This is a genomic window from Enterococcus sp. AZ104 (genome assembly GCF_050546705.1).
GTDB lineage: Bacteria > Bacillota > Bacilli > Lactobacillales > Enterococcaceae > Enterococcus > Enterococcus faecalis.
In genome coordinates this window covers 230001-251309 of sequence record NZ_CP172952.1, presented here as the reverse complement: position 1 = coordinate 251309, position 21309 = coordinate 230001, and the positions used below count along the sequence as shown (strand labels likewise).

At 39.2% G+C, this 21309-nt stretch carries 21 protein-coding genes and 17 tRNA genes (1 of these 38 cut by a window edge); 3 read left to right on the top strand and 35 right to left on the bottom strand.

All coding sequences use genetic code 11. The features are described from left to right. The 4 genes from IGJ37_RS01335 to efp all read right to left on the bottom strand — a co-directional run bounded on the left by IGJ37_RS01335 (position 1) and on the right by efp (position 3023). The gene (locus tag IGJ37_RS01335; protein ID WP_002370176.1) at positions 1–1137 is read right to left on the bottom strand and encodes a cystathionine gamma-synthase; all 1137 of its coding nucleotides are present in this window, start codon (positions 1135–1137) and stop codon (positions 1–3) included. Between the two features lie 13 nt (positions 1138–1150). Beyond that, the gene (locus IGJ37_RS01330) at positions 1151–2068 is read right to left on the bottom strand and encodes a PLP-dependent cysteine synthase family protein (protein ID WP_002361143.1); all 918 of its coding nucleotides are present in this window, start codon (positions 2066–2068) and stop codon (positions 1151–1153) included. An 89-nt stretch (positions 2069–2157) separates the two neighbouring features. After that, positions 2158–2295, bottom strand: a complete 138-nt coding sequence (locus IGJ37_RS01325) for a hypothetical protein (RefSeq protein WP_002366057.1) — start codon at positions 2293–2295, stop codon at positions 2158–2160. A gap of 167 nt (positions 2296–2462) precedes the next feature. Continuing rightward, entirely contained in the window at positions 2463–3023 is a 561-nt protein-coding gene (efp, locus tag IGJ37_RS01320; RefSeq protein ID WP_002355202.1) for an elongation factor P, read from the bottom strand. Positions 3024–3377: 354 nt separating this feature from the next. On the opposite strand from efp, the gene IGJ37_RS01315 reads away from it, so the two are divergent. Beyond that, the gene (locus tag IGJ37_RS01315; protein ID WP_002361142.1) at positions 3378–4025 is read left to right on the top strand and encodes a FusB/FusC family EF-G-binding protein; all 648 of its coding nucleotides are present in this window, start codon (positions 3378–3380) and stop codon (positions 4023–4025) included. A 38-nt stretch (positions 4026–4063) separates the two neighbouring features. Here IGJ37_RS01315 and IGJ37_RS01310 read toward each other — a convergent pair whose 3' ends face one another. The 3 genes from IGJ37_RS01310 to fabF all read right to left on the bottom strand — a co-directional run bounded on the left by IGJ37_RS01310 (position 4064) and on the right by fabF (position 6851). Continuing rightward, positions 4064–5032 (bottom strand): dihydroorotate oxidase, encoded by a 969-nt coding sequence (locus IGJ37_RS01310; protein ID WP_002386045.1) that lies wholly within the window; start codon positions 5030–5032, stop codon positions 4064–4066. A 144-nt stretch (positions 5033–5176) separates the two neighbouring features. Beyond that, positions 5177–5611, bottom strand: coding sequence for a 3-hydroxyacyl-ACP dehydratase FabZ (gene fabZ / locus IGJ37_RS01305; protein WP_002355197.1), 435 nt, complete (start codon positions 5609–5611; stop codon positions 5177–5179). Position 5612: 1 nt separating this feature from the next. Further along, entirely contained in the window at positions 5613–6851 is a 1239-nt protein-coding gene (fabF, locus tag IGJ37_RS01300) for a beta-ketoacyl-ACP synthase II (protein ID WP_002358339.1), read from the bottom strand. 297 nt (positions 6852–7148) lie between these two features. Here fabF and fabI point away from each other — a divergent pair, with 297 nt between their 5' ends. Continuing rightward, a complete protein-coding gene (gene fabI / locus IGJ37_RS01295) occupies positions 7149–7901 on the top strand; it encodes an enoyl-ACP reductase FabI (RefSeq protein ID WP_002358338.1) in 753 nt (250 codons plus the stop codon). Between the two features lie 98 nt (positions 7902–7999). On the opposite strand, the gene IGJ37_RS01290 is transcribed toward fabI, so the two are convergent. From IGJ37_RS01290 to IGJ37_RS01270, 5 genes are all read right to left on the bottom strand, one after another. Next, positions 8000–8413: a DUF4809 family protein gene (locus IGJ37_RS01290; protein WP_002396253.1), complete on the bottom strand. Its 414-nt coding sequence runs from the start codon at positions 8411–8413 to the stop codon at positions 8000–8002. A 29-nt stretch (positions 8414–8442) separates the two neighbouring features. Beyond that, the gene (locus tag IGJ37_RS01285) at positions 8443–9378 is read right to left on the bottom strand and encodes a cation diffusion facilitator family transporter (RefSeq protein WP_002355191.1); all 936 of its coding nucleotides are present in this window, start codon (positions 9376–9378) and stop codon (positions 8443–8445) included. A gap of 142 nt (positions 9379–9520) precedes the next feature. Beyond that, positions 9521–10195: an HD domain-containing protein gene (locus tag IGJ37_RS01280; protein ID WP_002355190.1), complete on the bottom strand. Its 675-nt coding sequence runs from the start codon at positions 10193–10195 to the stop codon at positions 9521–9523. Between the two features lie 12 nt (positions 10196–10207). Next, a complete protein-coding gene (locus IGJ37_RS01275) occupies positions 10208–10720 on the bottom strand; it encodes a DNA-3-methyladenine glycosylase I (protein WP_002355189.1) in 513 nt (170 codons plus the stop codon). A 12-nt stretch (positions 10721–10732) separates the two neighbouring features. Further along, complete coding sequence (locus IGJ37_RS01270; RefSeq protein ID WP_002407451.1) at positions 10733–11224, bottom strand: methylated-DNA--[protein]-cysteine S-methyltransferase; 492 nt, start codon at positions 11222–11224, stop codon at positions 10733–10735. Between the two features lie 110 nt (positions 11225–11334). Here IGJ37_RS01270 and IGJ37_RS01265 point away from each other — a divergent pair, with 110 nt between their 5' ends. Continuing rightward, positions 11335–11928 carry a bifunctional transcriptional activator/DNA repair enzyme AdaA gene (locus IGJ37_RS01265; RefSeq protein WP_002375748.1) on the top strand — a complete coding sequence of 198 codons (594 nt, stop codon included), beginning with the start codon at positions 11335–11337 and terminating at the stop codon, positions 11926–11928. Positions 11929–11945: 17 nt separating this feature from the next. On the opposite strand, the gene IGJ37_RS01260 is transcribed toward IGJ37_RS01265, so the two are convergent. The 23 genes from IGJ37_RS01260 to IGJ37_RS01150 all read right to left on the bottom strand — a co-directional run. Further along, the gene (locus tag IGJ37_RS01260) at positions 11946–12689 is read right to left on the bottom strand and encodes an alpha/beta hydrolase (protein ID WP_002383919.1); all 744 of its coding nucleotides are present in this window, start codon (positions 12687–12689) and stop codon (positions 11946–11948) included. Between the two features lie 137 nt (positions 12690–12826). Further along, the gene (locus IGJ37_RS01255; protein WP_002355185.1) at positions 12827–13645 is read right to left on the bottom strand and encodes a histidine phosphatase family protein; all 819 of its coding nucleotides are present in this window, start codon (positions 13643–13645) and stop codon (positions 12827–12829) included. Between the two features lie 20 nt (positions 13646–13665). Further along, complete coding sequence (locus IGJ37_RS01250; RefSeq protein ID WP_002377891.1) at positions 13666–15132, bottom strand: glycoside hydrolase family 1 protein; 1467 nt, start codon at positions 15130–15132, stop codon at positions 13666–13668. A 122-nt stretch (positions 15133–15254) separates the two neighbouring features. Then, complete coding sequence (locus tag IGJ37_RS01245; protein WP_002355183.1) at positions 15255–16685, bottom strand: 6-phospho-beta-glucosidase; 1431 nt, start codon at positions 16683–16685, stop codon at positions 15255–15257. 23 nt (positions 16686–16708) lie between these two features. Continuing rightward, complete coding sequence (locus tag IGJ37_RS01240; RefSeq protein ID WP_002358327.1) at positions 16709–18607, bottom strand: beta-glucoside-specific PTS transporter subunit IIABC; 1899 nt, start codon at positions 18605–18607, stop codon at positions 16709–16711. Between the two features lie 73 nt (positions 18608–18680). Beyond that, positions 18681–19523 carry a BglG family transcription antiterminator LicT gene (licT, locus tag IGJ37_RS01235; protein WP_002355181.1) on the bottom strand — a complete coding sequence of 281 codons (843 nt, stop codon included), beginning with the start codon at positions 19521–19523 and terminating at the stop codon, positions 18681–18683. 242 nt (positions 19524–19765) lie between these two features. Next, positions 19766–19837 (bottom strand) — tRNA-Glu (locus IGJ37_RS01230). Positions 19838–19852: 15 nt separating this feature from the next. Then, positions 19853–19940 (bottom strand) — tRNA-Ser (locus IGJ37_RS01225). A 10-nt stretch (positions 19941–19950) separates the two neighbouring features. After that, a tRNA-Ile gene (locus IGJ37_RS01220) sits at positions 19951–20024 on the bottom strand. Positions 20025–20037: 13 nt separating this feature from the next. After that, positions 20038–20108, bottom strand: a tRNA-Gly gene (locus IGJ37_RS01215). 14 nt (positions 20109–20122) lie between these two features. Next, positions 20123–20195: transfer RNA gene (locus tag IGJ37_RS01210), tRNA-Phe, on the bottom strand. 5 nt (positions 20196–20200) lie between these two features. Further along, positions 20201–20274: transfer RNA gene (locus IGJ37_RS01205), tRNA-Asp, on the bottom strand. Between the two features lie 48 nt (positions 20275–20322). Then, positions 20323–20396, bottom strand: a tRNA-Met gene (locus tag IGJ37_RS01200). Between the two features lie 33 nt (positions 20397–20429). Then, positions 20430–20519: transfer RNA gene (locus IGJ37_RS01195), tRNA-Ser, on the bottom strand. 12 nt (positions 20520–20531) lie between these two features. Continuing rightward, positions 20532–20603, bottom strand: a tRNA-Glu gene (locus IGJ37_RS01190). A 14-nt stretch (positions 20604–20617) separates the two neighbouring features. After that, a tRNA-Ile gene (locus tag IGJ37_RS01185) sits at positions 20618–20691 on the bottom strand. 9 nt (positions 20692–20700) lie between these two features. Beyond that, positions 20701–20771, bottom strand: a tRNA-Gly gene (locus IGJ37_RS01180). 1 nt (position 20772) lies between these two features. Then, positions 20773–20849, bottom strand: a tRNA-Asp gene (locus IGJ37_RS01175). A 38-nt stretch (positions 20850–20887) separates the two neighbouring features. After that, positions 20888–20961 (bottom strand) — tRNA-Met (locus IGJ37_RS01170). Between the two features lie 33 nt (positions 20962–20994). After that, a tRNA-Ser gene (locus IGJ37_RS01165) sits at positions 20995–21084 on the bottom strand. Positions 21085–21117: 33 nt separating this feature from the next. Continuing rightward, a tRNA-Ile gene (locus IGJ37_RS01160) sits at positions 21118–21191 on the bottom strand. A 20-nt stretch (positions 21192–21211) separates the two neighbouring features. After that, positions 21212–21285, bottom strand: a tRNA-Met gene (locus tag IGJ37_RS01155). A gap of 23 nt (positions 21286–21308) precedes the next feature. After that, position 21309 (bottom strand) — tRNA-Ala (locus IGJ37_RS01150) (it continues 72 nt past the right edge of the window).

Genomic DNA, 21309 nt, shown 5'->3' with positions numbered 1-21309 from the left:
TTATGCTTGTAATCCCTTTTCTAAATCAGTCAACAAATCTTCGACTGCTTCAATTCCTACAGATAAACGAATGAGTCCATCTTTAATTCCCACGGCTTCACGATTTTCTTTGGGGATAGATGCGTGAGTCATAATGGCAGGTACTTCAATTAAACTTTCTACGCCACCTAAACTTTCCGCTAAAGTAAAAATTTCCAACGCTTCTACGAAAGGAACGACTTGCTCATCCTTGGCTAATTCAAAAGAAATCATGCCACTAAATCCCGACATCTGTTTTTGCGCAATTTCGTGACCAGGATGACTCGCTAGTCCTGGATAATACACCGTTGCTACCGCTGGATGCGCTTCTAAAAATTCTGCGATTTTTTGAGCATTTTGGGCATGCGCTGCCATCCGGACGCCTAATGTTTTTAAACTACGTTGGACCAACCAACTATCATGTGGTCCTAAAACAGCGCCAATCGCATTTTGTAAAAAGGCAATCTTTTCTGCGCTTTCTGGATGATTCGTTACGACTAAACCAGAAACTACATCACTATGGCCCCCTAAATATTTTGTCCCGCTGTGAACCACAATATCAGCACCTAACGCTAACGGCCGTTGAAAATAAGGCGTTGCAAACGTATTATCGACAATGGTTAACAACTGATGTTTTTTAGCAAGCTTAGCCGCCGCTTCAATATCTGTAATTTTTAACAGTGGATTACTTGGTGTTTCCAAAAACAAGGCTTTTGTATTTGGCTGAATTGCGGCTTCAATTGTTGATAAGTCACTGGCGTTTACAATCGTGTAGCTTAACCCATTTGCTACAAATACTTTGTCCAATAAACGGAAACTGCCCCCATAGACATCGTCACCTAATAAAATATGATCTTCGGGTCCAAACATAGAAATGATTGCATGGATACCAGCTAAGCCTGAGCTAAACGCAAAGCCATGGCTCCCACCTTCTAACTCAGCGATTAAGGTTTCTAACGCGTGACGTGTGGGATTACCTGAACGAGAATATTCATATTCTTTTGGCTGGCCCACGCCATTTTGTTCAAAGGTTGACGTTTGATAAATAGGAACACTCACTGCACCTGTTGTTGTGTCTTTGCTAATGCCGCCATGAATTAATTTGGTATTGAATTTCATAAAAGTTTTCCTCCTAAGAATAAATATTTTTTGATAAATAACGGTCACTACCGTCAGGAAAAATAGTTACAATTGTGCTGCCTGCTGGTAAGCGGCGCGCCTCTCTTAATGCCGCCGCAAATGCTGCGCCGCTGGAGCTTCCCACCAGCAAAGCGCTTTTCTTGGCTAATTGTTTGACCCAGAAAAAACCATCCTCGTCTGAAATGGTATAAAAGCCGTCCACAGGAATCTGTTTAAGAAAAGGCGGCACGAACTCCACGCCAATGCCTTCGATTTCATGTCCGTGTGCAGGTCCGCCATTTAAAATTGAACCTTCTGGCTCCACGCCCCATAATTGCGTCTTACTATTTTGTTCTTTGAGATATCTGCCAACACCTGCAAACGTTCCACCACTGCCTAAACCTGCGACAAAGCTAGTAATCTTTCCGCCTAAGTCTTGAACAATTTCAGGCCCTAATCCTTCGTAGTAAGCAGCAGGATTATCCGGATTTTCAAATTGTAACGGCACGTAACTATTAGGAATTTCCTTGGCTAAGTCTTGGGCACTAGTTATCGCTCCGACAATCCCTTGCTCTGTTGGCGAAGGGACAATTTTAGCACCTAACGCTTGCATCAGCTGTTGTTTTTCCTGACTAAATTTTTCTGGCACAACAAAGATTGTCTTGAGGCCCAGTTGACTGGCAGCTAATGCAAGTCCAATCCCTGTATTCCCTGCTGTCGGTTCAATAATTGTTGTGGCTTGATTTATCTTTCCCGTTTTCATTGCTTCTTTGAGAAGATGCACACCAAGCCGATCTTTGACGCTGCCACCTGGATTCAAATATTCTAGTTTCGCATAAATTTTAGTGCCTTCTGGCATAGGATATTGTTCACTTGTAAATTCAAATAATGGTGTTGCTCCGATTGTGTCTAAAATTGACTGAACAATCATAGCGAATTCCTCCTTCTAATACATGTACATAAAACAAAAAGGTGCTGATCGCATCAGCACCTTTTTTGTTTATTTCTGGTTGTCTAGATTCAGAGAGGAATCGTGTTAGGCAATTTTTCAGAAATAACGGAGGTTTTCCCCATCACAAAAGAGTATGCTGCACTATTTTGCACCATACAACAACAGCTTTCCGTTTCTAAAAAAAGGCTTGCTTGTTTTTTCGTCATGGTTGATTTCCTCCTTCGTCATGTGTTGACCAAACTATACCATTTCCCATTTTCTAGTGTCAACGATTCTAACGATTGCTATTTCCTATCACACCAATGGTTTTCTTATAGGCAAAAGAATTAATAGACCAAAAAAACAGAAGGCTAGCCTTCTGTTTTTCTGCTACTTATTTAGCACGTTTTAAATACGTACCTTCCGCAGTATTGATTTCTAATAATTCGTCTGCTTCAACAAAATCTGGAACGTTAACAACTAATCCTGTTTCCATTGTAGCGGGTTTACCAGAACCAGTTACTGTTGCGCCTTTGATTGAAGGTTGCGTTTCAGCAACACGTAAGATTACCGTTGTTGGTAAAGTTAAACCAATGACTTCTTCACCATAAAATTGAATTTTTACTTCCATATTTTCTAGTAAATATTTTAATTCTTCTTCAATTAAAGCAGTTGGTACTTCATATTGTTCATATGTTTCTAAATCCATGAAAATAGCCATATCATCTTGGCTGTATAAATATTGAACCGGTTTTGTATCGATGTGCGCTTTTTTCACTTTTTCATCTGGGCGCATTGTTGTATCTGTTGTAGAACCCGTACGAACATCTTTTAATTTCATACGCATAACCGTGTTACCTTTACCTGGTTTGTGGTGGCTAGCTTCCATTACTTTAATTAATTTGCCGTCTTGCTCAAAAGTCATACCGGCTTTTAAATCGCTTGCTGCAATCATTGTAATTTCTCCTTTTCTCTGGTTAATTCTTCATTATTGTAGCAAATAACCTAGGATTAATCTAGGAAATCACGTATCTTTTTTAGAAGTTTATCACTCCCCAGACATTGAATTGGGAAATAAAACGAGTTTAACTTGCCTTTTTTCTTGAATTGCGTTAGAATTACCAAGCTTTCATCAATTATTTTCACTTTTTACATAGAAAAAATCAATCATTAAAGGGGGTGATGATATGATACGTCAAACGCTATCTTTATCAAAAACACATGAGGTTGTCTGTCACTAAACATACGTTGGTGAGACAAATTGCCTTTCAGCGTATGTACTCGGTCTATTTGAAAGGAATTTAAAATCATGAACCCAACTATTCAACCTTACCAATTTAACATAATTAAAGAACAAGTCGCTGTGTTACTAAACACCTATACGTCTGTTAACGATGCTACGACTGTCAAAACTGTCCAGGCCCTATGTGTCGAAAAAATCAATGGGTTATTTCCAGAAGAACACCCTGCTGTTACGATTTTGTTGGACAAAGTGATGGATCGTCGTTTAACACGCGCACGTGCTGAAAAATATTTAGACGAATTAAAAGAAACCGTGCTGCCCTTTAAAGAACCTTCAACACCACAAGTCACGAAAGTCTTTCGCAAAGTGAAAAAGTTAAAGATTCCTGAGTGGGAAAACATGGATTTACGGAACAATACCTATGTCGGTTGGAACGACGCTGGGACTCAGAAAAAATTTATCTTAGCTTATCGAGAAAATAAATTAATCGGCGTCCACGGCACCCTTTCACCCACCATTGTTAAAGGTGTTTGCTCCATCTGTCAAACAATCACGAATGTGTCTATGTTCCTAGCTACCACCAAATCAGGCGGTGACGGAACCTACACGAAAAAAGGCAATTACATTTGCCATGATAGCGACACCTGTAATCAACAATTAACACAACCTGAATATTTGGAAGCCTTTATGGAAAATGTTAAGGCTGTGAAATAACAAAAAACCGTCAAGAAAATTTCTTGACGGTTTTTTTGTTACATCTCTTTCAATTTCCCACGAAATTCTTCAATACTTTCATAACCTTTTGCTGCCATGATTTCTTGTAATTCTTTGGCTAGACGCTCAAAAACTTGTGGACCTTCTTGATGCAATTGTGTGCCGACTTGTACTAATGTCGCACCACATAAAAGATGCTCAAAAACATCTTTTCCACATGTAATACCGCCCGTTCCAATAATTTTGATTTCTGGTTTCAAACGTTGCGCAAACGCACGAACATTGGCTAACGCTGTTGGTTTGACATATTCGCCGCCCAGTCCACCGAAGCCTCCTTTTGGTTTAATGACCACTTCTTCCTTGTCACTGTCAATATATAAACCATTACCGATGCTATTAATACTATTCACGTATACTAAAGGGAATTTATTTAAAATTTCAGCCATTGCGTCAAAATGTGCAATATCAAAAAATGGGGGTAATTTTACACCTAATGGTTTAGTAAAAAATTGGAAAACTTCTGTTAAAAGCTTTTCTGTTAATTCAAAATCATAAGCAATTTGCGGTTTACCAGGCAAATTGGGACAAGACAAATTAAATTCTGTCACTCCTGTGTATTCACTTTCTTGCACTTTTTTTAAAATAGCGATATTTTCCTCATAATTCATACCAGATACAGATAAAAAGCGTAACTCCTCAGGAAATTCCTTTTGACGTGCAATCTGATAATCTAAATAATAATCAATCCCTAAATTAGGCAAGCCCATTGAGTTAATACTTCCTAATGGTGTATCAAAATACCGTGGTTCCTCATTGCCCTGACGAGGATTAGGTGTTGCCGTCTTAGCGACAAAAGCACCTGCTTGAGAAGCCGCTAACTCGTCCATTTCCTTAATTGTCATACAATGAATGCCTGATGCGTTCATTAACACATTCGCCAATTTATGTCCCGAAAACTCTACTGAAATATCCAAAAGAAAAACCCTCCTGTAAATTGTTTTACTCATAAGCTTACCACCTTCACGTAAGCTTTTTATGATTATAGCATGTTTTTTTGCGTTAGTGTTATTTATATAAATTTAAAAAGGAATAAGCCATTGTGACTTATTCCTTTTCTTAGGGAAACTAACGTATCCAAAATTGATTGATTCTTATCGTCCCACAATAAACGTCAATTCACATTCGCAGACCTTTTTATCTTCCACATAAGCAGTCGCTTTGCCGATGCCGACAAAGTCACGTAATTTGACGATTTCAAAATGTAATTTCAAGACATCACCAGGGACCACTTTTTGACGGAATTTTGCTTTGTTGATACCGCCAATATAGGCCGTTTCACCTTCAAATTGATCCATTTTTAAGATTAAAATCGAACCTACTTGTGCCAATGCTTCAATAATCAAAACGCCTGGCATTGTTGGATTTCCAGGGAAATGTCCTTGGAAAAATTCTTCGTTAATTGTTACATTTTTTGTTGCAATAATCTTTTCATTTGGAATAATTTCATCCACATAATCAATATAACAAATCGGATAGCGATTAGGAATCATTTCCATAATTTCTGTTGCAGTCATTACTTTTTTCATACTAGTTTTCCTCCCATTTCTTCAAGCAAATTACACCATTATGGCCACCAAAGCCAAACGAATTACTAATTGTATAGTCCGCTGTAATGTCACGTGCACCTTCTGTGACATAATCTAAATCACAATCTGGATCAGCAACTTGGTAGCCTACTGTCGGATGAGCTTTTCCTTCTTGCAATGTTTGCACACAAGCGATCGCTTCGATACCGCCAGCCGCGCCCAATAAATGTCCAGTCATACTCTTTGTACTTGAAATTGGAATTTGCGATGCTCGCTCACCAAAGACACGCTTGATGGCCGTTGTTTCCGCAGCATCATTCGCTGGGGTTGACGTACCATGAGCATTGATATACCCAATTTGTTCCGGTGTAATCCCTGCTTCTGCAATCGCCATTTCCATCGCAGCCGCCGCGCCACTACCGTCTTTTAAAGGAGCGGTCATGTGGCTAGCATCACAGTTGCTGCCATAGCCAACAATTTCGCCGTAGATAGTTGCGCCACGTTTCTGTGCATGCTCGAGTTCTTCTAAAACCAGCATTCCTGCGCCTTCACCCATCACAAAACCTTTTCGTTCTTTATCAAAAGGAATCGAAGCCCGAGTCGCATCTTCTGTTGTATTTAAAGCATTCAATGCTGCAAAGCCTGCAATCCCAATTTCACATACTGTGGCTTCTGTCCCACCAGTTACCATCATGTCCGCTAAACCATATTTAATCGTGCGAAAAGCTTCACCAATCGCATTCGTCGCAGAAGCACAAGCAGTCACGATAGTTTGAGAAGGTCCTTTTGCACCTAAACGAATCGAAATATTTCCCGCTGCCATATTAGCAATTACCATGGGCACGAAAAATGGTGTTACGCGTTTTGCGCCTTTTTTATCCATTACCCGTACTTGGTCTTGTAAGGTAGTCATCCCGCCAATCCCACTACCGACAATCACACCTAAACGAGTCGGGTCAATCGTTGCTTCTGTTAAACCACTCATTTCCCACGCTTCTAAAGCAGCGACCAAGCCATATTGAGAAAATAAGTCCATTCTTTTTTGCTCTTTGCGTTCTAAAACAGCACTTGGGTCAAACTCTTTTACTTCACCAGCCAAAGCTACCCCAGTATCTTCAGAATCAAATTTAGTAATTTTGCCAATTCCTAGCTTGCCATCCACTAGATTATGCCAAAATTCTTTTACGGTATTGCCTAATGGTGTTACGGCACCCATGCCGGTTATGACCACTCTTTTCATACTGTACCTCCGAGTTTATTTTGATTATCAAACTATTATTTCATGCGGTTTCCAGCACTTTTTCTCAAAAAATAAGAAAAATAGTTTGACTTTCAAAGTATTTTGGTTAATAATTCAGACATCAGGAAAAATGTCTGTTTTTTTCAAGATTAGAAAATTGAGAAGATTTTGTTATCATTCTCACACAGATAATACCAGTTGAAATTTTATTCGTCAACTCAATAAATGTAACTTTTACATTTTGATGAAGAAAAGCCTATTCTATCAACAAAAATTTTTTATTAAAGGAGATTTTATATGTTTTTACAAAATAAGAATGTCGTCGTAATGGGTGTTGCCAACAAAAAAAGTATTGCTTGGGGCTGTGCAAAAGCATTAAAAGATCAAGGGGCCAATGTTATTTATACGTATCAAAACGAACGCATGAAAAAGCAAGTGGTTAAATTAGCAGATGAAAATGATTTGTTGGTGGAATGCGATGTTGCTTCTGATGCGTCCATTCAAGCAGCCTTTGAAACAATTAAAAATGAAGTGGGCACGATCGATGGACTAGTCCATGCGATTGCTTTTGCCAAAAAAGAAGAATTGTCTGGAAACGTTAGTGACATCACTCGTGATGGTTTCCTATTAGCACAAGATATTAGTAGCTACTCTCTTTTAGCAGTCACTCATTATGCGAAACCTTTGTTAAATCCTGGTTCAGGAATTGTCACATTGACGTATTTAGGTTCCGAACGTGCGATTCCTAACTACAATATGATGGGGATTGCTAAAGCTTCTTTAGAAACTGCCGTGAAATATTTAGCTTTTGAATTAGCTGCAGATAAAATTCGTGTCAACGGAATCTCCGCAGGAGCGATTAAAACATTGGCTGTGACTGGTGTAAAAGACTACGATCAATTGATTAGTATTTCTAATGAGCGGACACCAGATAAAACAGGTGTAACCATTGAAGAAGTCGGAAACACTTGTGCCTTTTTAGTCAGTGAACTAGCTAGTGGTGTGGTCGGTGACATCATTTATGTCGATAAAGGCGTTCACTTAACTTAATCATTTTTTGTCTTTATTTTCTATTTATACATTAAAAAACAGAGATTGGACAATCTCTTTCACTCATTGATTGTCCAATTTCTGTTCTATTTTTTACTTTATTCTATAATAAAATCGACAGTTTCAATTCCAAAAACAGTTGTTAGGATTTGATTGACTTGTTCAAAAAGTTTTGGTAAATCTTCCAGTTTATTTTTAGATTGGATTTTTTCAGAACCGTTATCGTAGCTTAAATGATTGTACGTTTCTTTAAAAGTTACTGCTGTGTCTTCTTTTCGATAAAGGATATATTCGTCATCTAGCATATCCATTTGCAGCTCCTGTTTAAATCCATTTCTGGCAACAACAGCAGAAACTAGATGAGCAACAGTCAAGCCATCTAACGGAATGTCCACTCCATTCATTGCTAATGTGTAGACGGTATCTTCCACTAAACCACAGGCGTTGCAACCACCACTGGTTAAATCTACTGTACTTGTTATAATTGCCTCTTGCATCGTTTCTTCCCCCATATTGTTTTTTAAAGTTATTCTTTCATTTGTTATTTACGAACGTAATTCACATCATAATCGTCAACTTCAATATAGATATAGATTTTTTTATCAGGCATTTTACTGCGAATGTCTCGTTCAATCGCATTCACAACATCAGGTGCATCTTCTTCCATTGGTTCTACCACATCAATTTTTGCCGCTACTAAAATTTCAGTTGGACCTAAATGAACGGTCTTTACATCAATTAGTTTTTCAACATCCGCCCGATCAAATGCAGTTTTAATTTTTGCTAAATCTGTAGCGGTCACACTTTCTCCTATAATCAAACTATAAAATTCTTTCGCTAAGAAAATGGCTGCACACATTAATAGTAAACCAATCAGTAAACCACTGATAGCATCAAATGCAGCAATCCCAGTTACCATTGTTAAAAGGGTTCCCACCAAAGCTAAACACAAACCAATAACCGCACAAAAGTCTTCCGTAAAAATAATTAAAATTTCACTGTGACGACTTTCTCGCAAAAATTTTAAGAGCGATAACTTCTCTGTATTCAATTCTTTGATTTCTTTCATCGCTACACGCAAAGAGCTACCTTCCACAAGCAAACCAAAAATTAAAATACCAATGACAATAGCCACATTTTCTACTTCATGAGAGGGATGCAGTAACTTCTGAATAGCCTCCATTACGCCTAACGCGCCCCCACCAAAAAAGAGCATCGTTGCAACAATTGTACTAAAAAAGTATTTTGCACGGCCTTCTCCAAATTGATGTAACGCACTTTGTCCACGAGAAGCGCGCTTATTCCCAAAAAGTAATAACACCTGATTACTACAGTCCACGACACTGTGGATACTTTCATTCATCATAGCGGTACTACCACTTAAAGCAAAACCAACAAATTTACTAATCGCTACTAAAATATTCGCAATCAGTGCGGCAATAACTGCAAACATGCCACTCGATTTTTTTGTCTCCATAATTACCTCCTATATGTAACGTAAAACTAAGATAAACCACCCGTTTATTCATCCATCATTTTACCACTTCTGAGGTATTTGTAAAAAAGAGTTCTCTTAAAATTCAAAAAGAAATGTACTGACTGTTTTAGTTGGCCCTCATTTATCGGTGTCCATCCCACTCTTGATAAAATTCCTCCAGATAAAGTTCCATAAATTGATGACGCTTTTCCGCCAATAAGCGACCATAATTTGTATTCATTTGTTCCTTTAACTTTAAAAGTTTCTCATAAAAATGCATAATGGCAGTATCTTCCCCATTCCGGTATTCTTCTTGGGTTAACTGTTCACGAGGTTGTTTGTGAGGATCGTGAATTAAACGGCCTTTATTTCCCGAATAAGCCATCACCCGTGCAATTCCAATTGCGCCGATGGCATCTAGTCGATCCGCATCCTGGACCACTTTTCCTTCTAATGTAGTAACTGTTTTCCCAGTATTTCCTCCTTTAAAGGACATATTAGCAATAATGGAAAGGATGTGATTCGTTTGCTCTGTTGATACGTTATTTGCTTCCAACCATTGTTGCACCTTTAGCAAGCCAGCCTCTTCACTTTCGTTAAATTTTTCATCGCCAATATCATGTAACAATGCTGTTAATATACATAAAAATAAATTTGCTTGTTCTTTCTCTGCAATTGTTTTTGCTAATTGTGTCACTCGATAAATATGCCACCAGTCATGGCCACTTGCTTCGTTGGCTAATTCTTGTTGAACATAACGCTCTGCTGCTTGAATAATTGTTTGTTCTTCAAAACTAAGAGATTCATTTTCAAACATCCTAACACTCCTTTATTCTGGATTTAAAATTTCCACCTGGATAATCCCGCTAGCTTTCAGAAACATATTGGTGACAATCGGACCTACAAAAGAAAATCCTCTTTTTTTTAAGTCTTTTGCTACGTTATCTGACAAAAGCTGTGTGCGTGGGACTTGGTATGCTTCTTCATAAATAGATAAAACGGGGACGTTTTTTACAAATTGCCATAGATAATTGGCAAAACTGCCAAATTCTTCTTGTACTTTTAAAATTGCTTGCGCATTTTTAATGGTTGCTTCAATTTTGCGCCGATTACGAATCATATCTGGATCAGCTACTATTCGATCGACTTCGTCAGGCAACAGCGCGGCAACTTTTTCCGGCTTCATTTGGCAAAAATTTTTCATGAATGCTACTTTTTTCCCTGCGGCTGCTTTCCAACTTAAACCAACTTGAAAAACACCCACCGTCAACAATAAAAACAGCAAATCATCCTCTCTTGTAGGTTTTCCCCATTGTTCTGTATACCATTGATAGTTGTTCATCGCCGCCTCCTTTTAAGACTGTTCAAATGTTAATAATGCTTGTTTCATTGCTAAACCACCACGGTAACCGGTTAATTGTCCCTTGCTGCCGATGACTCGATGGCAAGGAATGACCATTAATAAAGGATTTTTCCCAATCGCTGTGCCAACTGCTCGAACCGCACGTGGACGCCCAATTTTTTCTGAAATTTCTTGATAGGTCATTGTCTCACCATAAGGTATTTCTTGCAACGCCTGCCAAACTTCTTTTTGAAAGGGCGTTCCTTCGATGTCTATGGGGCAAGCAAACGTTGTCGAATATTGGTTAAGATAACTTATTAGTGCTTCTTTATAAGGCGCAGTTTTCTTTTCAGAAGCTTCTAATTGTGCTTGAGGGTACCAGTTTTTCAGCTCTTCTATCGATTGATTGGCTGAACCTACAAAAGCTAGTCCAGCGTCTGTCACACCAAGATAATAGTGATCGTTCTGCCATTCTTGTTGCGCATAATAAATCTTTTTTGCCATATTTCTACACTTCTTTCTCGTGTTTTCTTATCTTCATTATAATTCTTTTGGCTTTCAAAATCTTGCGCTCCTATCACTTTTTACTTGTTTTTATTAGGGATTCTTTTACAATGAAGAAAACGGGAGGTGTGCTTACAATGAAAACAACGTATCGACTTACTCAGAAACGTTGGGAAGCCATTCAAAATAATAATACGCAATTTGATGGTGATTTTTTTTATGGTGTGACCACAACTAAAATTTTTTGTCGTCCTTCGTGCCCTTCCCGTGTGCCCAACAAGAACCACGTTCTGATCTTCAAAACGGCTCAGGAAGCTTTAACACTTGGTTTTCGTCCATGTAAAAGATGTCAACCAACCGGGCAAGTCGTTCCTAACGAGGAATGGGTTGCTCAAATTAAGCAATTTATTGATCTGCATTCAGCGGAACCTTTAAGTTTAGACTATTTAGCGCAAGCCTGCCACGGTAGTCCCTTTCATTTGCAGCGAACCTTTAAGGAACAGACAAAACAAACCCCATTAGCTTATTTAACAAGCGTCCGAATTAGGCAAGCCCAAGAATTGCTTCTCCATTCACCCCTTACGATTCAACAAATCGCGAAAAAAGTTGGCTTCCAAACCGCAGCATATTTTGCCACCACTTTTAAAAAAGAAACAGGCGTAACCCCCTCTGTTTATCGCAGTAAAAATGAGCCGAAAAAATAACATTTCGGCTCATCGGATTATTTATTGGGGCGTGATTGTAGCCACGCTACAATCAATTGACTGATTTCTGTTTGCTGTTGCTCGTTAGAAATTGTCGCTTTGTTATCTCCTTTTTGGACACCGTAATTACCAAACCCTGCATGATTACCACCTTTGATAGATACATACTGCGTATCTTTTGGCAAAAACTGTTTGGCTTTTTGGTAGCTAGTCCAATTTAAAACACCATCGTTTGTGGCTGTTATTGACAGAACCGGCAGATTTTGCTTGTTTAGTGCACCTTTTTCGTCAGGATAACTGGCTAAATAAATCATGCCTTTGATTCGTTGCTCATTTTCCGCTACAAAACGACTAGCCATCACACCACCCAGAGAATGCCCAGCCAAAACGAAGTTTTGTTGTGGATGATCCTTTATAATTTGTTCTGCAGCATTTGGTGCAAGAACCGCTAAATTCAAAGGAAAATGAACAACATAGACATCGTAACCTTTCGTAGCAACTTCTTGCGCCCATTCACTATAACTAGCGGGCGCAACCAATGCACCTGGATAAAAAATCAGTGCTGTATCATTTTTTTGCCCGTTTGTGTAATAATCATAGTTTTTTTCTTGCGTGGCACTTTGACTTATTTTTAAGGCCGAATCGGTTGCTTGATACGTACTATTTTTAATAAAAATAGTCAGGCCGATGACTAAGATTACTAAAAAAAGCCCAAGTCCTAGGACAATTTTTTTCCAGCGTGATTTTGTTCTATTTTTCATCTCATTTCCTCCCAATGAAAAAATTCTTCTTTCTGATTCTACCTTTAATAAAAAAAGAACACAACAATAGGAGTTGGTGGAGCAACCCTTTTCTTGCTCCACCAACTCCTAAATAGACTGTTTCTCTAATCCAGGGATTATTTTGATTCTTTTTCGCCTGCTTCTAAGTAGCTGACATCATTGACTTTATCCAAAGTATACTCGCCATTTTTGTAATGAATCGTTGTAACACTAGCATTCTTCAAACCGCCTTCTGGGACTTTAAAATCATCAAATAAAGTTGCTAACAACGCTGAAATACTCAAGCCATGAGAGACCACTAAAACATTGCCATTCCCAGAATTGGCTGATTCTGTGGCAACAATTTTATCTAAGCCTTTTTTCAAACGTTTGGTAATTGTAGCATAGTCTTCTGCAGGCCAGTTATTCTTGCTTTCCTCGCGCTGTTGATCCAGTTTAGCTACACTGTTGGCAAAGGATTCAGGAGTCATGTTTTTCATAAATTCTTCTAAGGAAACACCTTGATCATCAGCAATATCCTGCCACATTGTCTTGTTTAAATCCCCTTCATAGCTACCAAAATTAAATTCACGTAAATCTGGGTCACGCACGACTTCAAGGTCTTTGCCTGCTTTATTTTGATCTAAAATAAGTTGAGCAGTTTGCAAGGCACGGCCACTATCACTACTATATGCATTTTGAAAGGCAACATCTTTCAGGCCAATCCCAGTTGCTGTCACAACTTTTTCACCTTCTGGTGTTAAGACCGCATCTGACCATCCTTGTACGCGGTCCGTCGTATTTAACATGGTTTTTCCATGGCGCACAATGTAAAGAGTTAGTTCTTCAGGTTTTGTCTCTTTTTCTTTTGTCGTTGCTTGCTGATTTTTACCACAACCAACCATTACTAAAATGGCCAGAAAAAGCATCCCCACAATCGTCAATCGTTTTTTCATTTTTTATTTCCCCTCATTTTCTACTCAGTTGTTAAGTTTTCACCATTACTAGCGATAACTTGTTTGTACCAATTAAATGATTTTTTCTTAGTTCGTTTCAAGGTTCCCTGACCTTGGTCATCCATGTCTACATAGATAAAGCCGTAACGTTTTTTCATTTCGCCAGTCCCTGCTGAAACTAAGTCAATACAACCCCATGGCGTATAACCAATTAAGTTAACCCCGTCTTCTTCTACTGCGGTTCTCATGGCTTCAATATGTTGTTTAAAATAATCAATGCGGTAATCGTCGACAATCGAGCCATCCTCTTGCAATGTATCCACCGCACCAAACCCGTTTTCAACCACAAACAATGGCATATTGTAACGATCTGACAACTGACACAATGAAATTCTTAACCCTAAAGGATCGACAGCCCAGCCCCATTCAGATTCTTGCAAATAAGGATTTTTAACCGCAGGCATTTGGTTGCCTCCGACATATTTTACTTCTTCGGGATAAGCAGTCGAAACGGTCGACATATAATAACTAAACCCGATATAATCAACTGTTCCTTTTTGAATAATCGCTAAATCCTCTGACTCCATTTGAATTGTCATTCCTTCACGCTCAAATTCTTTGAGCTTATGCGCTGGATAATAGCCCTTAGCCTGGACATCCATATAAAATTCTTGCTCTCGGTTAAATTGAACAGCTGCCATCACGTCCTCAGGTTTGCAGGACAAAGGATAACTTGGAATATAAGCCACCATCATACCAATTTGGAAATCTGGATTGATGGAATGTCCTAATTCAACTGCTTTCGCACTTGCTACAAATAGATGATGCACTGCTTGATATTTACTTTGTTTATCATTATTGTGAATCCCAATTTGCGTCCAACTTCTTAAAAAATTAATTTCATTAAAAGTCATCCAATACTTCACTTTATCCTGGTAACGTGTAAAAATGGTTTCGCAAAAGAAAACAAAGAAATCAATCACTTCACGATTTTTCCAACCATCATATTCATCGGCCAAATACATCGGAATATCAAAATGGTTAATCGTCACAACGGGCTCAATTCCATGGCGCAGCAAAGTATCAAAAACTTTATCATAAAAGGCTAAGCCTTCTTCATTAATCTCTTTTGTTCCATTTGGGCAAATCCGGCTCCAGGCGATAGACAGCCGAAAACATTTGAAACCCATTTCTGCAAATAAGGCGATATCTTCTTCGTAATGATGGTAAAAGTCCGTCGCTACATGACTAGGGTAGTATAACTCTTCATCGATATAACCAATCGCTCCTTCGGGTAATGCTTGATCGCGCGTACACGAAGCTTTTTGGCCCTCTTTAGTTAAATACGTAATCCGTCGCGGTTCTGTTTGACTACCACCAGTAATTGCATCTAATGTACTCAGACCTTTGCCTCCTGAAAGGTAGCCACCTTCATATTGGTTAGCAGCTGTTGCACCGCCCCATAAAAAATTTTCTGGAAATCCCATAAAATCCCTCTTTCCCTCTGTTTTTAGGCATAACAAAGAAACCATCAAGGGAATTGACGCTGGCAGAAGAGTCCTTGTTTTTTCTACCAACGTCAAACGCCCTTTAATAGTTGCTAATTTTATTAATTACTTAAATCTTCACCATTTGTTGCGATTACTTTTTTGTACCAATCAAACGATTTCTTCTTGCTTCGTTTTAACGTACCATTTCCTTCGTTATCGCGATCCACATAGATAAAGCCATAGCGTTTTTTCATTTCACCTGTTCCAGCTGATACTAAATCAATACAGCCCCAAGTCGTATAGCCTAACAAGTCGACACCATCTTGTTCAACGGCATCTTTCATCGCTTGAATATGCGCCGCCAAATAATCAATACGATAATCATCGACTACATAACCATTTTCGTCTGGTGTATCTACCGCTCCTAAGCCATTTTCAACAATGAATAGTGGTTTTTGATAACGATCATATAAGTCATTCATCGTAATTCTCAAACCAAGTGGATCAATTTGCCAACCCCATTCACTGGCTTTTAAATAAGGATTTTTCACAGAGGCAAAGATGTTACCAGCTGTTTGTTCATTAATTTCTGGATCTGTTGATGTGACACGAGAAGAATAATAAGAGAACGAAATGAAGTCCACCGTATGTTCTTTTAAAAGTTCTTCGTCGCCTTCTTCCATTTCAATTTGAATACCTTTACGGGCCATTTCTTTTAAAGCATACGCAGGGTATTCCCCACGTGATTGGACATCAATAAAGAAATAATTTTCACGATCTGCTTGTCGAGCAGCGAAAACATCTTCTGGTTTACAAGTATAAGCGTAGTTGGAACCAGCCGCTAACATACAACCTACTTGGTTTTCAGGATCTACCTCATGAGCAATTTTTGTCGCAATTGCACTTGCTAGTAGTTCATGATGGGCCGCTTGGTATTTCACTTGTTCTTTGTTTTCGCCTTCTTCAAAGTATAGACCTGCTCCCATAAATGGTGCATGTAAAATCATATTAATTTCGTTAAATGTTAACCAATATTTGACTAATCCTTTATATCGGTTGAAAATTACACGGCAAAGATTTTCATAGAAACCTACTAACTTACGACTACGCCAAGCGCCATATTCTTCCACTAAGTGCATTGGGCAGTCAAAGTGTGTAATCGTTACTAGTGGCTCAATCCCATATTTATGACATTCTTTGAATAAGTCTTCATAGAACTTCAAGCCTTCTTCATTCGGCTCTGTTTCATCTCCCATTGGAAAAATTCGACTCCAAGCAATGGATAAACGGTATGTTTTAAAACCCATTTCACCAAATAAGGCGATATCTTCTTTATAGCGATGATACATATCAATTGCCTCTTGTGCAGGATAGAAATGTTCTTCATCAAAGTTAAACATTTTCTTTTCACCAGTGATTACTGGAAAACGATCTGGACCCGTTGGCGCTAAATCGACGTTTGCCAAACCGCGTCCGCCTTCGTTATAGCCACCTTCACATTGATTGGCTGCTGTTGCGCCACCCCATAAAAAGTCTTTTCTAAATGCCATAAATTCTCTTCCTCCACATCTTTTTATATTAAAGCGGTCAGCAAATCATCACTTGTTGAAACTTCATTACTGCCGACTTCCAAAATATCTAAATAATCCGCTGTATTCGTCACAACGATTGGAATTTGTGTACTAAACCCAGCTTTTTTAATTCCTTCTAAATCAAAGGTTACTAATGTTTGACCTTTTTTCACGCGGTCACCTTGTTTTACAAAAGCTTCAAAGCCTTCGCCTTCTAATTGAACTGTATCAATCCCAATATGAATCAATAATTCTGTGCCGTTATCTGAAATCAAACCTAATGCATGTTTTGTTGGGAATAGTGTGACAATCGTTCCATCAAAGGGTGCAACCACTTTGCCTTCCGTTGGTTCAATCACGACCCCATTTCCTAATGCTCCATTTGCAAAAGCAGGATCCTCTGCATTTTTTAAAGATAACACTCGTCCTTTGACTGGACTTGTAATATTTTCTTTTTTAATCGTTGTTTTATCAATAATCACTTCTTCTTCCTCAACTGTATTGTCTTTCCAGAAGAAGAATGTTAGACCAAAACCAACGACCGCTGCAATGGCAATTGCAATAAAGGACTGAATCATCCCACTTGCATCATCACCATTGATAAAGTTTAGCACACCGAAAATTCCTAAACCACCCATTGTATAAGCTGTCACATTGTTGATCATCAAATATAAACCACCGACAGCGCCACCAATCATTGAATAAATAAATGGCCATTTTTTTGGTAAAGTGATTCCATAAATTGCTGGCTCTGTTACACCAAAAATACCAGAGATAATTGCTGGCGGACACAAAGCTTTTAACTTTTTATCTTTCAATTTGAAGAACATCGCTAAAACAACCGCTGTTTGCGCAAAACTAGCTGCAAATGATCCCGTTAATACTTGGCTTGAACCTTCTTGTGTCACTTGCATAATAGCTAATGGCACAACGCTCCAATGTAAACCAAAAATAACTAAGACTTGCCAGAAGAAACCAAGAATCAAACCATACAAAGCTGGTGAGAAACTCATTAATGCTGTAAAGCCAGCGCTTAATAAATCTGTTAGCATGCTAACGATTGGCCCAATTACTAAGAAACCAATTGGTAAGGCAATCAACAAGACGAAAAACGGTACTAAGAACGTTTGAACAACTTCTGGAATAATACGTTTAAACACTTTTTGAACTTGTGCCGCAAAAGCAATAATGAAGATGATTGGTACGACACTACTTGTATAGTTCGCACCGACCCAAGGGATCCCCATAAATGTATTATAGGCAGGTAAACCGAATAAATTATACGGTGCTGCGGCTCCGGCACCCGCTGTTGTTTCAAAGGCCGTTTGTAATGCACTTCCTTGAATCGTTGGGTAACATAAAGCTGCGCCAATCACGATCCCTACCATTGGATGCAACCGGAATTTCTTAGCTGCTGTATAACCTAAAATAACTGGCATAAAGTAGAAAATTGCATCGCCAATCCCATTTAACATGGTATAAGTCCCTGACGTAGCCGTATAGAGCTTTAAGAAAACCAATAAGGCATTTAACCCTTTGACCATCCCAGCCGCTGCTAACGCCCCTAAAAAGGGTTGGAAACAACCACTTAAAATATCTATTAAGCGATCAAATAAATTCCCACTGGAAGCTTCTTCTTCACGTTCTCCTGACAAGCCTGCAATACTAACTACTTCTTCATAAACGGCTGGAACATGGTTCCCAATAACGACTTGGTATTGTCCACCGCTTTTCATAACAGTTACCACACCATCCATATTTTTTAAGACATCATCATTCGCTTGACTCTCATCTTTTAATTTGAAGCGAAGACGTGTGATACAATGTGTCAAACTATTAATATTCTCTTGCCCACCGACATTTTTTACAATTTTTTCTGCTAGTTCATGATATTTTCCCATCTTTTTTTCCTCCAAAAATTTATTTTCATTTGAAGGTTTAGCCAACTGAATGTCACTATCCAAAGTGGTGCGTTTATTGTTCCGTTGTTTGTACAATTCGTGCAATGTGAATCGTTAGGTACAAGCGTTCTTCATTTGAAACTTGATAGTCATAGTTCTCATTTAAATACAAGCTGATCTTTTCCACGCAACGATAGGCGTTGAGATATTTCTTTTTAATTACCGCATACAGTTCTTCATCATCATTTTCGACAACTTCACGTTGGTGTAATAAGCGATAACAGAAAAATTTTAAATGTGTGCTAAATCGATAAAAGTAAACAGAGTCTTCATCAAAACTTACCTTAAAATAGTATTTGACGATATTTGTAATCTCTTGCATCAACTTTGTCAATTCGTAAATATTACCGACTTCTTCCTCCATCTCCGCATTTACCAAGTGCAATGCGATAAAACCTGCCTCATCCGTTGACAATTCCATTCCTACGCGCTTTTGTACCATTTTTAAAGCATTTACTCCTACTTCGTACTCTTCAGGAAAAAAACGTTTAATATCCCATAATAATAAATTCTTAATTGCAATTCCTTGTTTTTTTCTTTCTAAAGCTGTGTACAAATGATCCGTCAGAGAAATATAAATGGTATCATTCAAACTCTTTTTCAACGTTGATTTTGCATAAACAATAATGTCATCCGAGAGTTTCATCATCTCTAAAGGAATATTTCCTAACAATTCTTGAAACTTAAGTGATGTTTCTTGATTGGCTAAATAAAAAACTTGATCGATACTTTCATCAGGAACCCAATCACCAATGCGTTTCTTAAAAGCAATTCCTTTGCCCATAACAATTTGCTCTCGTTTATCATCATCTAATGTAATAACCACATTATTGTTTAAAATTTTGTGAATAATCAATGCCCCACCTCCTTTGTGTTTCGTTGAAAAAAGAAAAACCCAATTTCTTCAAAAAGAACGACACACCTGTCGCTTCATGAAAAAATTAGGTTTAGCTTGTCTTTAAACAATCACTATCCATCTATTTACTTATCCCTACATCCAAAGAATAACATATTTACAACAAATGTCAACGCTTTCAACGACATTTTTTTGTAATAAAAATAAAAAAAGCATACAAACATTGTTTGTATGCTTCACTATGACCCGTACGGGACTCGAACCCGTGTTACCGCCGTGAAAGGGCGGTGTCTTAACCGCTTGACCAACGGGCCATTAAAAAGAAAAAACGGAGAAGGAGGGATTTGAACCCTCGCGCCGGTTTCCCGACCTACACCCTTAGCAGGGGCGCCTCTTCAGCCACTTGAGTACTTCCCCAAGAAATAAATGGGCCTAAATGGACTCGAACCATCGACCTCACGCTTATCAGGCGTGCGCTCTAACCAGCTGAGCTATAGGCCCCAAATAAGAAAAAAGCGGGTGACGAGAATCGAACTCGCGACAACAGCTTGGAAGGCTGTGGTTTTACCACTAAACTACACCCGCAAATTTTTCTTGGATGGCGCGGGACAGAATCGAACTGCCGACACATGGAGCTTCAATCCATTGCTCTACCAACTGAGCTACCGAGCCAAAAACGGTCTGGACGGGACTCGAACCCGCGACCTCCTGCGTGACAGGCAGGCATTCTAACCAGCTGAACTACCAAACCAATTCGTTTTTGCTTTATGCAAATGTATGCTTTAAAAAATAAAAGCAATTGCGGGGGCAGGATTTGAACCTACGACCTTCGGGTTATGAGCCCGACGAGCTACCTGACTGCTCCACCCCGCGATAATTAGACCAAGGAAATTTAATTCCTAAGAAAGGAGGATAAGGGATTCGAACCCTTGCACGGTTTTACCCGCCTGACGGTTTTCAAGACCGTTCCCTTCAGCCGGACTTGGGTAATCCTCCGTAACAAAACTATGACCCGTACGGGACTCGAACCCGTGTTACCGCCGTGAAAGGGCGGTGTCTTAACCGCTTGACCAACGGGCCATTTTATAAAATTATGGGCCTAAATGGACTCGAACCATCGACCTCACGCTTATCAGGCGTGCGCTCTAACCAGCTGAGCTATAGGCCCAAAAAGAAAAGCGGGTGACGAGAATCGAACTCGCGACAACAGCTTGGAAGGCTGTGGTTTTACCACTAAACTACACCCGCATGGCGGTCTGGACGGGACTCGAACCCGCGACCTCCTGCGTGACAGGCAGGCATTCTAACCAGCTGAACTACCAAACCATACTTTTCTTTTTATGTGCTTTTGAAATCAAAAGCAATTGCGGGGGCAGGATTTGAACCTACGACCTTCGGGTTATGAGCCCGACGAGCTACCTGACTGCTCCACCCCGCGATAATTAGACCAAGGAAATTTAATTCCTAAGAAAGGAGGATAAGGGATTCGAACCCTTGCACGGTTTTACCCGCCTGACGGTTTTCAAGACCGTTCCCTTCAGCCGGACTTGGGTAATCCTCCATGATAAAAATAAAACTATAAACAACGTCACAATGGACCTTGTAGGACTCGAACCTACGACCGGACGGTTATGAGCCGTCTGCTCTAACCAACTGAGCTAAAGGTCCAGGCTCTTCCAAATGTATAATCGCGGCGGAGGGGATCGAACCCCCGACCTCCCGGGTATGAACCGGACGCTCTAGCCAGCTGAGCTACACCGCGAAACTCTTATATTAAAATAAGAAT

Bases quoted from the DNA above. Each gene is read 5' to 3' on its own strand.
- fabI (WP_002358338.1), top strand. From the start codon at position 7,149: ATGTTTTTACAAAATAAGAATGTCGTCGTAATGGGTGTTGCCAACAAA.
- IGJ37_RS01335 (WP_002370176.1), bottom strand. From the start codon at position 1,137: ATGAAATTCAATACCAAATTAATTCATGGCGGCATTAGCAAAGACACA.
- fabZ (WP_002355197.1), bottom strand. From the start codon at position 5,611: ATGAAAAAAGTAATGACTGCAACAGAAATTATGGAAATGATTCCTAAT.
- IGJ37_RS01240 (WP_002358327.1), bottom strand. From the start codon at position 18,607: ATGGGAAAATATCATGAACTAGCAGAAAAAATTGTAAAAAATGTCGGT.
- IGJ37_RS01270 (WP_002407451.1), bottom strand. From the start codon at position 11,224: ATGGCAAAAAAGATTTATTATGCGCAACAAGAATGGCAGAACGATCAC.
- IGJ37_RS01285 (WP_002355191.1), bottom strand. From the start codon at position 9,378: ATGGAGACAAAAAAATCGAGTGGCATGTTTGCAGTTATTGCCGCACTG.
- IGJ37_RS01275 (WP_002355189.1), bottom strand. From the start codon at position 10,720: ATGAACAACTATCAATGGTATACAGAACAATGGGGAAAACCTACAAGA.
- IGJ37_RS01290 (WP_002396253.1), bottom strand. From the start codon at position 8,413: ATGGGGGAAGAAACGATGCAAGAGGCAATTATAACAAGTACAGTAGAT.
- efp (WP_002355202.1), bottom strand. From the start codon at position 3,023: ATGATTGCAGCAAGCGATTTAAAAGCCGGTATGACTTTTGAGCAAGAC.
- IGJ37_RS01325 (WP_002366057.1), bottom strand. From the start codon at position 2,295: ATGACGAAAAAACAAGCAAGCCTTTTTTTAGAAACGGAAAGCTGTTGT.
- IGJ37_RS01315 (WP_002361142.1), top strand. From the start codon at position 3,378: ATGAACCCAACTATTCAACCTTACCAATTTAACATAATTAAAGAACAA.
- IGJ37_RS01310 (WP_002386045.1), bottom strand. From the start codon at position 5,032: ATGAGTAAAACAATTTACAGGAGGGTTTTTCTTTTGGATATTTCAGTA.
- IGJ37_RS01245 (WP_002355183.1), bottom strand. From the start codon at position 16,685: ATGGCATTTAGAAAAGACTTTTTATGGGGTGGCGCAACAGCAGCCAAT.
- fabF (WP_002358339.1), bottom strand. From the start codon at position 6,851: ATGAAAAGAGTGGTCATAACCGGCATGGGTGCCGTAACACCATTAGGC.
- IGJ37_RS01280 (WP_002355190.1), bottom strand. From the start codon at position 10,195: ATGTTTGAAAATGAATCTCTTAGTTTTGAAGAACAAACAATTATTCAA.
- IGJ37_RS01260 (WP_002383919.1), bottom strand. From the start codon at position 12,689: ATGAAAAATAGAACAAAATCACGCTGGAAAAAAATTGTCCTAGGACTT.
- IGJ37_RS01265 (WP_002375748.1), top strand. From the start codon at position 11,335: ATGAAGAAAACGGGAGGTGTGCTTACAATGAAAACAACGTATCGACTT.
- IGJ37_RS01255 (WP_002355185.1), bottom strand. From the start codon at position 13,645: ATGAAAAAACGATTGACGATTGTGGGGATGCTTTTTCTGGCCATTTTA.
- IGJ37_RS01330 (WP_002361143.1), bottom strand. From the start codon at position 2,068: ATGATTGTTCAGTCAATTTTAGACACAATCGGAGCAACACCATTATTT.
- IGJ37_RS01250 (WP_002377891.1), bottom strand. From the start codon at position 15,132: ATGGGATTTCCAGAAAATTTTTTATGGGGCGGTGCAACAGCTGCTAAC.